Raw genomic sequence first — 16315 nt, forward strand, 5'->3', positions numbered from 1 at the left:
ACCGTCTCTCCTTAGGACCTTTAGGACAACTGAGCGGCTTCCGGTAGCTCGGTGATATGCGTAAGCAATGCCTGCGGGGTTTGGGAATCGAACACGTCCCGGATCCGCACCCGCCGGCCGAACACTTTGCGTATCCGGGCCGCGATCTTGATCGCGTGCAGAGAATGACCACCGAGGTCGAACAAGTCGTCGGTGGGGCTGACCACGTCCCTTTCCAGCACATCTCGCCAGATCTTGGTCATCGCCTCGAGCGGATCGGCCGGATAAGCACCGGTTTGGTGACCCGCCGGCCGCTGTGGTGAGGCAGCGCTGATCGCGGCGGCCAGCGCGGTCCGGTCGAGCTTGCCCGATCCCGCACGCGGCAGCCGTTGCATCGCCACCAGCGTGGTGGGTATCACGTGGCTGGGCAGGGTGGTTGCCAGCTCGGTCCGAACGCGTTGCGGCGAGGTGGCTTCGTCCAGCACCAAACCTGCGGCCAGACACGCGTTTTCGCCGTCACCGAGCACACAGGCCGCGGCCGCCCGCACCCCGGGCACCGCCCGTAGGGCCGTGTCCACCGCGCCCAGTTCGACCCGGTGACCGCGCACCTTGACTTGGTCGTCGAGGCGTCCGACGAACTCGAAACATCCGTCGGCAACCTCGGCGACCACATCCCCGGTGCGATACCAGCGGGTTCGGGCCCCGTCCGGCTCGGAACGCCACACGAAGCGCGCGGCGGTTTCCGCGGGCAAGCCAAGATAACCCGTGGCCACCCCGGGGCCACCGACCAGCAATTCATCGCCGTCGACCCGCACCGGTCCGTGGAGCGCAGCGCCGATCGGCACGGTGGCACGCGACTCGAACGGATCCGGGTCGCCGATCCGGTACATGGTGGCACCCACCGTGGTTTCCGTTGGGCCGTAATGGTTCCAGATGGTCACCTGGCCGCGGACCGCACGCACCCGCCGCACCGCCGGCCAACGCAGCGGCTCGCCACCGAAGATCAGATGCGCCCGCGGAAGGAACGCATCGAAACCCGTGCTCAACAACGCGTCCAGATGGGCCGGGGCGATTTTGAGTACGTCGGCCGGATGTCGTGACGTCAATTCCACCAGGGCCTCCGCGTCGGCGCTGGCGTCTTCATCGGCCAGCAGCAGGGTGCCGCCACGCGTCAGCGCGGACCACAGCGTGCTGTAACAGAGGTCGTATGCCGGTGAACCCACAACCAGGCAGCGTTGCCCGGTCATATCCACCCGCTGCGCCAAAGCGTCGAGATAGCTCAACAAGTTGGCATGGGTGACCACGACCGGTTTGGGCTCGCCGGTGGATCCGGAGGTCATGATGACGTAGGCGGCGTGCGCGGCCGGGATTACCGGCAACCGCGCGGCTGACGGTGATTCGGCAAGGGTCGCCACGTCGTGGTGTCGATCCAGCCGCTGCGTGCCGCGCGCCGCCGCGGTATGGATGACCACCTGGGATCCGCACGCCCGCAGGTGTGTCGCAAGCGCGGCGTCAGACGTCGAGGCCGCGGCGACGCTGAAGGCCGCGCCGGCCTTGAGGACGCCGAGCATCGCCGCGACCATTGGCACGCAGAGCGATCCGACGATGGTGACGACAGACTCGGTCGGCAGGTCGGCGGATAGCAGGCCGGCGGCGATCCGGTCCGAGCACGCATCCAGTTCGGCGAAGGTGACGCTCGACGTTCCGTCGTAGGCGGCCACCGTCGCGGGAGACTCGGCGGCCCGCGCCGCGAACCGCCCGTGGACGGTCGACCCGGTGACGAGCTCGTCGCCGCTGACCAGCTCGGCGACGATGTCGGCGAAACTCTGTGCCACCCGGGCAATTGCGTCAGCGTCATAGGAGTCGCTGGTGTAGTCCCATTCCAAGATCAGTTGGGGGTCATCGGTTTCCACCACGTTGAGGCTCAATCCGAAGCGCACGTAGCTCGCCGGGTCCGGCATGGCACGCACGCCAGCCGATCCGAACCGCGGTTGGCCCACGTGGTCCCAGTTGAAGCAGGTGGACACATGTGTCCCCGGCGATTCCGAGAGGATCTCGGCGAACGGCAGCCGCTGGTGCTCGTAGGCATCCAACAACGCGGCACGAACAACCGGCAACGCCGTGGCGACATGGGCCTGGGGATCCAGGGGCAGCCGCAGTGGCAACAGGTTCGACAGGTAGCCGATCAGTCCGTGGCGGGCCGCGGCGTCGCGCGGGGCGGCCGAGACGCCGACGACCACCGCGTCCGCGCCGCCCCGGGACCGTGCCTGGTGCATGGCGTAACAGGCCAGTAGGGCGACGTAGCGGGTGCAGCCCATGTCGGCGGCGACGCGCTGCACCGCGGCCACGGTGTCGGCCGGCAGCGTGGTCCGCAGCCGGCCGCCCGGGCCTGCGGCCAGCTGCGCGGTGCGGGTGGCCTCGGCGCCAGCGAGGCTGGTGCGCCAGAAGTGGCGATCGGCTTCCGTTGCCCGCCCGGCGTGTTCGCGCCGCCAGGCGGCGAAGTCGACGGGCGCCGGTAACTCCGCGGCGGCACCGCGATACGCCGCGGCCAGCTCGTCGAGCACTATCCGCTCCGAGACCCCATCGAAGACGATGTGGTGGGCGGTCACGACAATTCGGCATTGCCGCTCGGCGAGGCGCAGCACCGCGATCCGCCACAACGGCCCCGCGGCCACGTCGATCAGCTGCTCGGCGTCTTCGGCGTACCAGCGCGCCAGCTCCTCGTCTCGATCAGCGGTGGACAGGGCAGTGAAATCGACCACGTGTACCACGGGCACCAGTTCTCGGTGCACCAGCAGCGTCTCGCCCTCGGCGCCGAACGTCGAGCGCAGCGCTTGGTGGCGCCCCGCGACGGCGGTCACGGCGTCCTGCAGGGCGTCGATGTCAAGCCGTTCCGAGACCTCTAGCGAGGTTCGGACATGGCATGCTCGGGCCGTATCGGAGTCGGCCTCGCAGGCCCACCACATCAGTTGCTCGTTGGGCGTGGCCGCGAGTTCGGCTTCGACACCGCCCACATCGTCGCGCCGGGACGAGTGCAGGGCCGAAACCACCGCGTCCAGCAGCTCCTCGGCGTCCCGGGACGACGCGGGCTCGGGCAGCCTTGCCATCAGCCGGATCCGTCCGCCGGAGCGGCGAATCATGAGCACGTCGCAGCACTGGTGCGCGGCGAAGTCCTCGTCTATTTCCCAGAATTCGGCAAGTTGCCGGTCCTGCTCGGTGTCACCCAGCAGGGACAGGTCGACCAGGTGCACGTTGGGCGGCCCGGCCGGTTCGACGAGCTTCTGCAGGCGCGGCTCGGCGGCGACGGCCGCTTTCACCGCCAGCGTGACCTCGTCGGGATCAAAGGTGCCGGTCAGGTCTGCGGTCGCCCGCGCCCGGCCGGTGCCAGCCGACACCGTCGCGGGCCGTGGCGCCGGGGGTCGCTGGACGGTCTGCAACCGCTCGCGTAGCCGCACCAGTTGGTCCACACCGCCCAGCAGATCGTCTGCGGCGACGCCGAAGTCGACGAAACACGCGATCTCGTCAACCCCCAGACCGGCGATCCGGCGGGCGACGTCAAGCGCATGGTCGAGATCGCCGATGATCGCGTTGTCCTGCAGGAAACGATCGACCGCCCGATCGAGCAGGTAGGTTCGTTCACTGTCGGTGAGCCGTTCGAATGCGTGTTGTTCGCGGCTCCCGGTGACCGCGCTGAACAGGTCGACCGACGACCCGAGGTAGCGGTGCAGCGGGGTGCGGGCCAGCCGGGCCGCGGAGTCGTCCGAGGTGACCAGCGTGTGGACCAGGGCGGTGACATGTCCGGGCCCGGTGATGCCGGCGCCGCGGCGGGCGTTCCGGTAGAGCGCGATGTTCGACGCGAGCTGCTCGGTGCTCTGGCCGACCAGGTTGGTCAGAATCGACAGGCCTCGTTCTCCTGCCGTGCGGAAGGTTTCCGGGGAGCCCAGTGCCGCGATCCAGGTCGGCAGCTCAGCTTGCCGGGGCTGCGGATACAGACTGACCTCGGCCTCAATACCATTGCGCTGGAACGTGATTGGATCGCCGCGCCACAGCCGCTGCACGGTGTCGATGTCCCGCCACATCACTTCGCGGCGTCGGTCGAACGGTTCGCGGGCGAGGATGAAGTCGTTGCGCTGCCAACCGGAGGCGAACGCAACCCCTATCCGCCCGTCGGACAGGTTGTCGATCATCGCCCACTCCTCGGCGACCCGGATCGGGTCGTGCAGCGGAAGCACGACGCTGCCGGCGTGGATCCGGATCTTTGTGGTGATCCCGGCAAGGAACGCCCCCAGCACCGACGGGTTGGGTGACAGGCCGCCGAAGGAGTGGAAGTGGCGTTCCGGAATCCACAGGGTGGCCAGGCGCCCATCGGCGGCCGCGGCCGCGCTGCGGATCACGTCGAAGATGCCGGGTGTGTTGCGTGGGTAGTCGCCGAAGAAGGAGAGGCTGAGCACCGGCGCCGGCGACCCGCCGGAGATCCGAACCTGCGGCGCTTGGGGTTCGGATTCTCTTGGGACCGCCCGGGTCTCAGCCACACCGCGGGCCGCGACCGTCGCCTTGGCGTCGACCAACCGTTCGGCTCGGTGAGCCGCCGAAGTGTCTGCCGCCGCCCGGTTGAGCAGGCCGGCGTCGCGCAACTCCCGGGTCGCGCCGCCGGCCGCGTCGACTACCCGTTCGATATCGGCATCGCTGTGTGCGGTGGACAGGAAGCAGGTGCCTCCTTCGGCGATGTAGACGCCTTTGGTCAGCATCGCGGCGTTGAAGTAGTCCATCTCCACCGGTTGATAGGCAAAGCTCAGGTTGCCGTTGATGGAGAAACGGAAAAAGGAGCCGAAGTTGTGCATCGCGAACGGCACGCCCAGATCGGCGAATCGTGCGTTCAGTTCGGCACGCATCTCGTCGGTGCGCTGATTGAGCCGGCTGGTGAGCCGTGGTCCATCGTCGCTGAGCTTGCGCAGCACGGCACGCGCTGCGGCCATCGCCAGCGGGTGGCGGCAGAAGGTGCCGGCGGTGTAGGTGACCGGTGGTCCCGGGCGGGTGGCTCCGCCGTCGACGCGGTTCATCACGTCGGCCCGGCCGGCCACCACCCCGATCGGCATGCCGCCGCCGATCACCTTGGCGTAGCTGACGATATCCGGCGCGACGCCGAAATGGGCTGCGGCGCCGCCGGGGTGGATGCGGAACCCGGTGAGCACCTCGTCGAAGGCCAGCAGCACATCGTGTGACTTGGTGATGTCGCGGAGCTCGCGAAGGAAGTCGCCGGGATGCAGGTCGGGCCGGCGGTTCTGCACGGGTTCGACCAGGACCGCGGCCAGATTCGAGCCGCGGCAGCGGATCTCGGCGAGCGCGCGCTTGTCGGCGTAGGGCAGCACGATCACGTCGTGAACCAGGCCGGGCGGTGTGCCGATGGCCATCGGGGTGGCCGAGACGTCGTTGATTCCGATCGGGTTGACCAGAGTCGAATCGAAGTGACCGTGATAAGCGTTGCGGAACACCGCGATCGTGTTGCGGCCGTTGTGCGCCCGGGCCAGCCGCATCATGGTCATCACCGCTTCGGTTCCGCTGTTGCAGAACAATATTCGGTCCTGACCGGTGAGTTCGGCCAGCATTGCGGCGACTTCGCCGGCGACGGCCGATTCGGGGCCCAGCTGCATCCCGGTGGCGAGTTGTTCGCGCACCGCATCGACGATGAAGGGCGCTTGATGACCGAATAGGTTGACGCCGAAGCCCATTGCGATGTCGACGAAGTCGTTGCCGTCCACATCGGTGAGGTGCGCCCCCCAAGAGGAGACCACCCGAAGCGGCGCTGCGAAAGCCGCCGTCTCGGGCCGTACGTCGGAGGCGCTGCGCCGGTTATTGCACATCACCGGTAGGTAGGAGCGGTATTCGGCGATAGAACGCGCGGTCATGCGGGTGTAGGTGTCGGTCAGCGTGCTGAGGTAGTCGCCGCGATCGTCAGCCGGGGACGGCGCTTTTCCACCGTGTTGCGTGACGTAATCGGTGATCGCCGCAACGGTGAGCAATTCTTCGAAAAGCTGGCGCAGCACCAACATCACCCCGAAGGTGGTATCGACCCGGCTCACCACTTCCACCAGCACCATCGAGTCCGCGCCCTGCTCCAGCAGTGGGCGCCGCGGCTCCACCTCATCTGGCTGCATGCCGAGTAGCTCGGCGATCCAGCCTGTGATGACAGCTGCCACCGCGGTTACCGCTGCGCTGCGTTGTGGTGCGCTGCGTTGTGGCGGGCGTACACCGGCAGGCGAGATATCCGCCATCGTGGCTGTCCCTTCGTCGATTGCGCCATTGCGTTCAAACGGTTTCGGCGGCCGCGTGATCCAGAGTGGTCTGCGGCGGAAAGGATGCGCCGGAAGCGGCACCGGCGTGAAGGTCGCGGGTGGATAGACCCGCGACCAGTTAACGTGGGCACCGGCGAGGTGCAGCGCGATCGCCAACCGCTGGTCGTCATCGAGTGCGGCGCCGGTCGAGTCGCGTTCGGCTGGCCAGCGCGCCGCCGGCCGGACTTCGACACGGACCCCGTCCTGCCGGGCAGCGGCAGATGCGGTGCACGCCACCCAATGCTGGCCCGGCAGCAGATCCGCCAGCGCCGCGTCGACCGTGGCGGCATCGGCTTCGTCTCGAATGACGACGATCTGATTCGGCGCGTCGGCGTCGTTGGTGGCCACCAGCTCCGACGGCTGTGCGGACTGCCAGGACCTGAGTGCGCCCAGCGCGGTCTGGGAATCCGGTGCGACGACGACGAGCCGGAATCGATGATGGTCGCGACCGAGCGCGGAGCTGGCGCAGACGTCGGGAAACGCTTCGGCCGCACCACGATCGAGTAGCTCAGCATAGGCGGTAACCAGGTCATGCAGCGCCGCGTCGCTGCGGCCCGAAATCAGCAATATCTGCACCGGACGTGAAACATGTTGCGGTGGAGCAATTTCAGGCGAATCCGCGAGAATCACGTGGGCATTGGTGCCGGCCATCCCGAACGAGCTGATCGCAGCCAGCCGTCCGCGTTTCCGGCGAGGCCAGGCGGTGGGCCGGGTGGTAACCGCGAACCGCAGGCTGTCCCAGGGCACTTCCGGGTTTAACCTGGCCGCGTGCAGGGTGGGCGGAATTTCGTCGTTATCCATGCACAGCACGACTTTTGCCAGCGAGAGCAGGCCCGCGGCGGCCTCCAGGTGCCCGAAGTTCGACTTGACCGAGCCGAGCTGAACGGTGCCGGTCGACCCGTAAACGTCGGCCAGGCCGGCAAGCTCGATGGGATCTCCGAGCCGGGTGCCGGTGCCGTGGGCCTCCACCACATCGACGCCGTCGGGATCGATGCCCGCGCAGCTCAACGCCTCGCGCATGACGTCGCGTTGCGCGGTGCTGCGTGGCACCGTCAGGCCGGCACCCCGGCCGTTGTGGTTGACCGCCGAACCCCGGATAATCGCGCGTGGCCGTCGCCCGGCCGCCAAAGCGGCCGACAGCGGCTGCAGCACGAATGCCAACGCTCCCTCACCCTGCCCGAAGCCCTCGGCGTCGTCGGCAAATGGCCTGCTCCGGCCGCCAGCGGCCACCGCGTCTAACGCCTTGCGCAACAACAGGTTTTGCGGTGTGGCAATGAGGTTGGCGGCGGCGACCACCGCCAGCGTGCACTCCCGGTCATGGAGGCTGCGGCATGCCAAGTGCAGGGCCACCAGCGACGACGAACATGCGGTGTCGACGTGCATTATCGGCCCGGTAAGTCCGAAGACGTGGCCCAGCCGGCCGGCCGCGACGGCGCGAGCCGTGCCGGTCCCGGTGTACGCGTCGAAAAGCTCACGCCGACACAGATCGGCGCTTTGCAGCAGATAGTCGTCACTGCTGGTGCTGACGAACGCCCCGGTTCGCTCGCTCGCCGCGCACCGGATCGACACCCCGGCGTCAGCGAACGCCCGGTCGGTGACTTCGAGGATCATGCGTTGCTGCGGGTCCATTCCCGCGGCTTCCTTGGGCGAGATGGAAAAGTATCCCGGGTCGAATGCATCGTGATCGGCTATTAGCGCGGCGCTCTGCGGTGCTACGCCGCCGTCGCGGCGACCATCGCCGTCGCAATCAAGCGTGACATTCCAGCCGTCGTCACCGATCGCTGTGATCGCGTCGCCGCCGGCCCGCAGAAAAGTCCACAGTTGTGAGGCCGTTTCGATGCCGGCGGGCAATCGTAATCCCATGCCGAGCACGGCTATGGGTTCGCGGCGACCGGCCCTGAGTCTTTCGATCGTCTCGCGCTGTCGTGCCAGGGTTTCTCGGGCCGTCGCCAGCAGTTCATGGACGTTGATCGGCTCCCCGAGCGAATCGCTTGGCGAACCGAACCCGGGTCCCTGCATCCGATACCCCTCACCGAAGCATCGACGACGGACGGTGTTCAAACCGCGGTCACTGGCCGGCTGGTCGGCCTGCCCAAGCGCTGATCGGAGACAACGTTCCGACCCCCCGTCACGTTAGTCGCTAACATCCTGTTCCGCGAGAGGCCAAATTTATCCGGAACCGCAGGTAGACGAAGCGACATCGGCTAGGCGCACTAGCCAGGGGCCCGAGGCGCCCGGCGGTCGGTCCGACGCGATGACACGCATTGCAGGTGAATCGAAGCTCTCGCCGTGAGACATTGTCGTCGGGAATGCGACGAAGATGCCGGGCGGCCGTATTCATCCAGGCCCGATGCGGCCGCCACACACACGAGCAGGTGGGTGCCATGGATCGCACGTTTGCGCTTGTGCTTCTCGATGTGGTCGTCATCGTCGTCACTGCCCGACTGTTCGGAAAAGTCGCACCGAGGCTCGGCCAGCCGGCCGTGATCGGCGAAGTGCTTGCGGGGATTGCGCTGGGACCCAGTCTGCTCGGGCTGTTACCGGGTCACCTGGACACTCGCCTCTTCCCCGGCGAGGTGATGCCCTACCTCAAGATGTTGGCCGAACTCGGACTGGTCTTGTTCGTTTTCATGGTCGGCCTGGAATTGGACTTCACGCTGATCCGTGGACGTCGGCGTGCTGTCGCCAGCATCTCGCTTCTGTCTTTCGCAGCGCCCTTTGTCCTCGGTCTGCTGGTGACGTTGGTCCTGCATCCGCGGCACCACATGGTCGACGGCAAGCAGGTGCCCTTGTCAACCTTGATGCTGTTGATGGGTATCGCAATGTCGATCACCGCATTTCCGGTCCTCGCTCGGATTATCGCTGAACGCAAGGTATATCGGACCAGAGTCGGAGTTCTGGCACTTTCGGCGGCCGCGGTTGACGATGTTCTCGCATGGACACTGCTGGCATACGTGTGCGCCATCGTCAAGGGCAACGGTGTCATGACGGTGCTCCGAATCCTCATGCTGTCCGCCCTGTTTGCGGCGCTGATGCTGGGCGTGGCGCGACCACTTCTTGCGCGAATGGTCAAGTGGCACCAGAAGGTAAGCGGCTCCGCCGTCGTCATGCTGGCTGTCGTTGCCGGCGGTGCACTGCTGTCGGCCTTCATCACGGCCAGAATTGGCATCCACGAGATCTGCGGTGCATTCCTTTTTGGCGCGATCATGCCCAGGCAGGGCGCGCAACCTCTCAGACGGGTGATCCTCGACCGACTTGGGGAAATCAATTCGCTGTTGCTGTTACCCGTATTCTTCGTCATCGCGGGTTTCAGCGTCAATCTGCGTACCCTCTCGCGACTCGATCTGGCATTGCAATTGCTGTTGGTTCTGACAGCTGCCGGCACCGGAAAACTTGGCGGCACCTTCGCCGGTGCCCGCCTGCAGCGAATTTCCGCCCAGCACAGCGCCGCAATCGCCGTGCTCATGAACACCCGCGGACTGACCGAGTTAGTGGTCCTGTCGGTCGGCAAAGAGGTCGGCATTTTCGACACCGACATGTTCACCATCATGGTGGTCATGGCCCTGGCGACCACGGTTTTCTGTCAACCGGCGCTGCGGATCGTGTACCCCGACAAGGCGGTCCAAGAAGACATTGATGCCGCCGCGACAGCCGAGCCAGACTCCTGAACAGACGTGCTTAGTCTGACGATTCGCCGTCGGCGTTCGAGTCCTTGGACTCGTCGGAGCCTTCGGATTCCTCGGAGTCTTTGGGCTTGCTGGACTCTTCGGCCTTCTTGGATGTCGCCTTCTGCAGCAATGTTTCCAGCTGGGCGCCGGTGATCCGCCGAAACGCCCGCCGTGGCCGATTGACGTCCAGAATGGCGACTTCCAAGTTGGCCACCCCCAGGGCGGGCTGACCGTTTCCCGAGGTATCAGCGCTGCTCGCCCGCAGCGCCTCCACCGCAATCCGCAGCGCGTCGGGCAGATCGGCGTTCTCGGCGTAGGACTCCTTGAGGGCGTTGGCGATCGGCTCGGTGGTGCCGCCCATCACCACGAAATGCGGCTCGTCGGCGATCGAACCGTCGTAAGTGATCCGGTACAGCTCAGGTGGTTTGGTCTCGCCGTAATGGGCGACCTCCGCCACACACAGCTCGACCTCATACGGCTTGGCCTGCTCGGTGAAGATGGTGCCGAGCGTCTGGGCGTAAACATTGGCTAGCTGGCGTCCGGTGACGTCGCGACGGTCATAGGCGTAGCCACGGGTGTCGGCGAACTGGATCCCGCCGCGGCGCAGATTGTCGAATTCGTTGAACTTGCCCGCGGCGGCAAAACCCACGCGATCGTAGAGTTCGCTGATTTTCTGCAGTGAGCGCGACGGGTTTTCCGCGACGAACAACACGCCGCCGGAGTAGGCCAGCGCCACCACGCTGCGGCCCCGAGCAATGCCTTTGCGGGCGAGCTCGCTGCGCTCGCGCATCGCCTGCTCGGGCGAGATGAAGTACGGAAAGCTCACTTCTCACCGCCGTCTGGCCCGAAAGTGTCAGCACGCGAACGACTTCCGATGACTTCGCGGGCCAGCTCGGCAATCCGGCTCTCCGGGACGTCGACCGCCCCGTCGGCGCCGATGGTGACCGCTGTGGGATAAATTCCGCGAACCAGATCCGGGCCGCCGGTGGCCGAGTCGTCGTCGGCGGCGTCGTAGAGCGCCTCCACGGCCACCCGCAACGCGGAATCGGCATCGGTGACTTGAGAGTACAGCTTCTTCATCGACGACTTGGCGAAGATCGATCCCGAGCCCACCGACTGGTAACCCTCTTCCTCGATGTTCCAGCCTCCAGCGGCGTCGAACGAGACGATGCGCCCCGCGGTCTGCGGGTCGGAGGCATGAATGTCGTAGCCCGCCAGCAACGGCAGCGCCACCAGGCCCTGCATCGCCGCCGCGAGGTTGCCGCGCACCATGATCGCGAGCCGGTTGACCTTGCCGGCGAACGTCAGCGGCACCCCTTCGAGCTTCTCGTAATGCTCGAGTTCGACGGCGTACAGGCGAGCGAACTCCACGGCCACGGCCGCGGTGCCGGCGATTCCGGTGGCGGTGTAGTCGTCGGTGATGTACACCTTTTTGACGTCGCGCCCGGCGATCATGTTGCCCTGGGTCGAGCGCCGGTCTCCGGCGATGATGACGCCGCCGGGGTACTTCAACGCGACGATGGTGGTGCCGTGCGGCAGCTGCCCGCCGACGGTGCCAGGATGCGCACCGCCGTTGACGCTTGCCGGCAACAATTCCGGCGCCTGGCGGCGCAGGAAGTCAGCGAATGAGGAGAGGTCTGCAGCGGATCCGGAAAGTGCCGATTTAGGGGACAAGCGATCAGGCAACGGCCAGGTCACTGTCCGCCCTTTTGGACGTATGCGCGGACGAAGTCTTCGGCGTTCTCCTCGAGCACGTCGTCAATCTCATCGAGCAGATCGTCGGTCTCCTCGGCCAGCTTTTCGCGACGCTCCTGGCCTGCGGCAGTGCTGCCGGCGAAGTCGTCGTCGTCTCCGCCGCCACCGCCGCGTTTGGTCTGCTCCTGAGCCATCGCCGCCTCCTGCTCTCGTCATGGCCTGCTTACAGGCCGCGGGCGCCGTACCGCACGCCCGCTGGTCTTTCCCTAACAGTACCGGTCAGCGCCGACGTTTCCGGGCTTACGCTCCCTGCCGCGCTCACGGATCTCAGCTGGTGAGTTGTTCCACTAGTTCGGCGGCGCTGTCCACGGACTCCAGCAGGGCGCCGACGTGGGCTTTGCTGCCCCGCAGCGGCTCGAGCGTCGGTATTCGTACCAGCGAGTCACCGCCCAGGTCGAAAATGACCGAGTCCCAGCTGGCGGCGGCGATATCGGCGCCGAACCTGCGCAGACATTCGCCGCGGAAGTACGCCCGCGTGTCGGTGGGCGGGTTGTCCACAGCCTCGAGCACCTGGTGTTCGCTGACCAGCCGTTTCATCGAACCCCGGGCCACCAAGCGGTTGTACAGGCCTTTGTCCAGCCGGACATCGGAATACTGCAGGTCGACCAGATGCAATCGGGGCGCCGACCAGCTCAGATTCTCCCGGTGCCGGAAACCGTCGAGCAGCCGCAGCTTGGCCGGCCAGTCCAGCAATTCGGCGCATTCCATCGGGTCGCGCTCGAGCAGGTCGAGCACGTGGGTCCAGGTTTCCACGATGTCGGACGCCCGCGGGTCCGGGTCGCGGCTGTCGACCAGCTTGGCCACCCGGTCCAGATACGCCCGTTGCAGCGCCAGACCGGTCATTTCGCGGCCATCTGCCAGGGCCACCGTGGCCCGCAGGGTGGGATCACGGCTGATCGCATGGACCGCGTGCACCGGGCGGGCCAACGCCAGATCAGCCAGATCGATTCCCTCTTCGATCAGGTCGAGCACCAGCGCCGTGGTACCGAGCTTGAGGTAGCTCGACGTTTCGGCAAGATTGGCGTCGCCGATGATGACGTGCAGCCGGCGGTACCGGTCGGCGTCGGCATGCGGTTCGTCGCGGGTGTTGATGATGCCGCGTTTCAGCGTGGTCTCCAGGCCGACCTCGACCTCGATATAGTCGGCGCGCTGCGACAGCTGGAATCCCGGCTCGTCGCCGGAGGGCCCGATACCAACCCGCCCCGAGCCGGTTACCACCTGGCGCGACACCAGAAACGGGGTGAGCCCGGCGATAATGGCCGAGAACGGTGTCTGGCGAGACATCAGATAGTTCTCGTGCGCCCCGTAGGACGCGCCTTTGCCGTCGACGTTGTTCTTGTAGAGCTGCAGTTTCGCGGCGCCGGGGACGCTCGCGACGTGCCGCGCCGCCGCCTCCATCACCCGTTCACCAGCTTTGTCCCAGATCACCGCGTCGAGCGGGTCGGTGCACTCGGGCGCGGAGTATTCGGGGTGCGCGTGGTCGACGTAGAGCCGCGCGCCATTGGTCAAGATCATGTTGGCCGCCCCCACCTCGTCCGCGTCGACCACGGGCGGCGGCCCGGCCGAGCGGCTCAGGTCGAAGCCCCGGGCGTCCCGCAGCGGCGATTCCACCTCGTAGTCCCAACGGGTCCGTTTGGCGCGCTGAATACCCGCGGCAGCGGCATAGGCCAGCACCGCCTGCGTCGAGGTGAGGATCGGGTTGGCGGTCGGGTCCGACGGCGATGAGATGCCGTACTCGACCTCCGTGCCGATAATCCGTTGCATGCTTTAGAGCCTAGGCCCGGCGACGATGCGGCCCGCGTAGCGGGCCGCTGAGAAGGCGGGCAATCGGGCCGGCCAGGATCGGGAGCGGTCGCATGGATCGACTGGCGCATTCAGCTGCCGATTGGTACGGTCGCCCCCGACTCGCCCCGACCATTTGCACCCCAGACTTCGGAGTTTCCGCGTTGACGCCAAAAGGGCTGTGGCCTTTGCTCATTTCCGCAGCGCTGAGCCGCCGTCGCCGCAAGACGTGCGGGGACCGGCGGTGAACCCCGACCCATTTCAGCACGCACAGTCCGGCGCTGACCTGGTTCCCGCGGGACCGCTCCAAGCCGAACAGATCAGCTATGCGTTCGCGATCTACTACCTACCCATGCCGTCGGCGAACCCGTTCGCCACCTTGGATGCGCTGCTGGCCAGCGAATTCAGGGAATTCCACCACGCCGACTATCTCAGCGGAGATGAAACAGAGCCCACCGTGAACGCCTGGATCACCGTCGATCCGCACCACGACTGTCCGCCCCCGAGCCCCGAGTTTGTCCAGTTGTTCGGTCGCGGAGTCAGCCCGCAGCAGACGGCGGCGCTACCAGCCACCGAGGCGGCGCTGGTCCTCAACTTCGTCTACCCGAAGGGCCAGGGTCTGAGCCGCATGCGTACGGCGCTGCGGTTGACCAGTGAACTGGCCTCGTGCACCGGCGGCCTGATTTGGGACGACGAGACGCGGGAAGTCTTCACCCCGGCCGCATGGACCGAAATGCGCATCGACCAATGGACGGGTCCGACGCCGGATATCAGCGACCACACGGTCATTCACGTCTACCAGACCGACGGCCATATGCGGCTGATCACGCTTGGCATGGCGAAGTTCGGGCTGCCCGACGTCGTGGTGAACCAACTGCCGCGGTCGGTCAGCCATCAGGTCGGGGATCTAGTCAGTGCGTTCTGTCAGGCGATCACCGACGGATCCGTCGTCGAACGTCGCGGAGAGTTCGATCTCGACGTCCGCCGCATTGGTTCCGCGGGCACCGAGACGGCGCCACTCACCCTGAAAGTGGGGACGCCCGAAGCCGGTGATCCCGACAACCGGATCCTCGAACTCACCTTTGACCGCGGGGCCGGCGAGGATGTTCACGCTCGGCGACACGCGGTGTTGGCGCCGGTGTTCGGCTCCGGGTCACCGGTCGTCCCGACAATGCATAACGATGCGCTCAACGCCGCCAGCAAACAGGCCAGAAGCAAGCTGCCGGCGCTGCGCGGCCTGTTCAACGAGGGGCTGGAACCAGGTGAATCCCTGCAACTGAAGGCCCCGTTCGAAGGTGCGGGTGGTATCCGGGAGTGGATCTGGGTGGAGGTCGCGAGCTGGACCGATGACGCGATCACCGGGTTCCTGGTCAACGAGCCGGCCAGCAGCCTGGGCCTGCATGCGGGCCAGACCGTCCAAATCGCCGAATCGACGGTCTTTGACTACATGCACAAGCGGCGCGACGGCGTCATCGACGGCAACGAGACCGAGAGACTGATCCGCAGCCAGCTCAATTAAGGCCTCCGGGCGATGCTTCATCGCCACCACGCCCGGTATGACGGGTCCGGCTCGCTTATTCGGGGACTAGGGTGAGCCGGCATGAAGCTCTCCCCGCGCCGCATGCCGTCACGCCTGGCACCTGCGACTGTCGCGGCTGAAAGCTGGTTCTTGCAGCATGGCTTGCCGTCTGTGCTGACCAAGCGGTCCCGATGGCGGCGACTGTGGTCCAGGTCAGCGCCCGCGCTGGCCGCCTATGCCGCGTTTCACTGCTGGACCTTCCCGTTGTTCCTGATCACCAAGGGCGAAGATGTCAACATCGGCGAGGACCCCACCCCGCGAGATTGGGTCGTTCTGACGATCGTCGCGCTGGCCCCAGTTCTGATTGTGGGGGTCGGCTGGCTGGTGTCGCGAATGTCGGACAGGCGCAAACGTGCGATGGCAGCCACCGCAGCGGTCAGCATGGTGGGCGTCGTGATCGTCGTCGAAACCGACCCGTCCCATCTACCCGGCGCAGCCATCTTCACGGCGCTGGTGCTGCTCCTGACCGCCAGCGGTATCGGGTCGGTGGTCGGATGGGCGCTGCGCATCACCGTCTCGCAATTTGCGACGATCGGCGCACTGGCGGTACGGGCGCTGCCGGTCGTCCTGCTGACGACGTTGGTGTTCTTCAACGGCAACGTCTGGCTGATGGCCGCGACGATCGGCGCCGAGCGACTGGGGCTCGCGATTGCGTTTCTGCTCAGCATCGCCGCCGCCTTCGTCGTCTCCGCCACCAGGGAGCGGGTCCGGCCCATGCTGCAGTCAGCCGCGGCGCTGCCCAGAGATTGTGAACGGCTGATCCACACACCGTTTGCGGAGCTTCCCGATTCTGCCGGCAGCCCCCCGCTGACCAGGGCTGAACGCGTCAACATGGTCTTCGTGCTGGCCGTCTCGCAGCTGGTGCAGATCATGGTGGTGGCACTGCTGACCGCGGTGATCTACGTGATGCTCGGGCTGATCGTGCTCAGTTCGGCACTGCTCGACGAATGGACCCGCGGCGCGCCCAGCAGCTCGACCGTGTTGGGCCTGACGTTTCCGGTGCCGGATTCGCTGATCCACATGTGCCTGTTCCTGGGCGCGCTGACCTTCATGTACATCAGCGCTCGCGCGGTCGACGACGCCGAATACCGCACCACGTTCGTCGACCCACTGATCGACGATCTGCATGCCACCCTGATCGCCCGCAACCGGTATCACGCCAGCATCACCGGCTACTCCCCCCGTGTTGACGCCGCTGACCACAGTGATTAATTTCGCCT

8 protein-coding genes are annotated in these 16315 nt (G+C 66.4%); 3 read left to right on the forward strand and 5 right to left on the reverse strand.

Annotated elements, in window-relative coordinates:
* Nucleotides 1–20: 20 nt before the first annotated feature.
* Entirely contained in the window at nt 21–8330 is an 8310-nt protein-coding gene (locus B4U45_RS02240) for a MupA/Atu3671 family FMN-dependent luciferase-like monooxygenase (RefSeq protein ID WP_219859301.1), read from the reverse strand.
* A 365-nt stretch (nt 8331–8695) separates the two neighbouring features.
* Between B4U45_RS02240 and B4U45_RS02245 the strand changes: the two genes are divergently transcribed.
* Entirely contained in the window at nt 8696–9979 is a 1284-nt protein-coding gene (locus B4U45_RS02245) for a cation:proton antiporter domain-containing protein (RefSeq protein ID WP_075547426.1), read from the forward strand.
* A gap of 10 nt (nt 9980–9989) precedes the next feature.
* Here the strand turns inward: B4U45_RS02245 and prcA are convergent, their stop codons facing one another.
* The 4 genes from prcA to dop form a co-directional block, all read right to left on the reverse strand.
* A complete protein-coding gene (prcA, locus tag B4U45_RS02250; protein WP_075547425.1) occupies nt 9990–10805 on the reverse strand; it encodes a proteasome subunit alpha in 816 nt (271 codons plus the stop codon).
* On the reverse strand, nt 10802–11677 hold the full coding sequence (gene prcB, locus B4U45_RS02255; RefSeq protein WP_075547424.1) for a proteasome subunit beta: 876 nt from the start codon (nt 11675–11677) through the stop codon (nt 10802–10804). The genes prcA and prcB overlap by 4 nt, the downstream gene beginning before the upstream one ends.
* Nucleotides 11674–11868, reverse strand: coding sequence for a ubiquitin-like protein Pup (locus tag B4U45_RS02260; protein ID WP_023364687.1), 195 nt, complete (start codon nt 11866–11868; stop codon nt 11674–11676). The genes prcB and B4U45_RS02260 overlap by 4 nt, the downstream gene beginning before the upstream one ends.
* 133 nt (nt 11869–12001) lie before the next feature.
* Entirely contained in the window at nt 12002–13498 is a 1497-nt protein-coding gene (dop, locus tag B4U45_RS02265; protein ID WP_083154632.1) for a pup deamidase/depupylase, read from the reverse strand.
* 262 nt (nt 13499–13760) lie between these two features.
* Here dop and B4U45_RS02270 point away from each other — a divergent pair, with 262 nt between their 5' ends.
* Together B4U45_RS02270 and B4U45_RS02275 are read left to right on the forward strand one after the other, a co-directional pair.
* Nucleotides 13761–15035 (forward strand): DUF2314 domain-containing protein, encoded by a 1275-nt coding sequence (locus B4U45_RS02270; RefSeq protein ID WP_075547439.1) that lies wholly within the window; start codon nt 13761–13763, stop codon nt 15033–15035.
* Between the two features lie 81 nt (nt 15036–15116).
* Nucleotides 15117–16307, forward strand: coding sequence for a hypothetical protein (locus tag B4U45_RS02275; RefSeq protein WP_176358102.1), 1191 nt, complete (start codon nt 15117–15119; stop codon nt 16305–16307).
* Nucleotides 16308–16315: the final 8 nt, after the last annotated feature.

The sequence above is a fragment of the Mycobacterium persicum genome, from assembly GCF_002086915.1.
In the GTDB taxonomy this organism is placed as follows: domain Bacteria; phylum Actinomycetota; class Actinomycetes; order Mycobacteriales; family Mycobacteriaceae; genus Mycobacterium; species Mycobacterium persicum.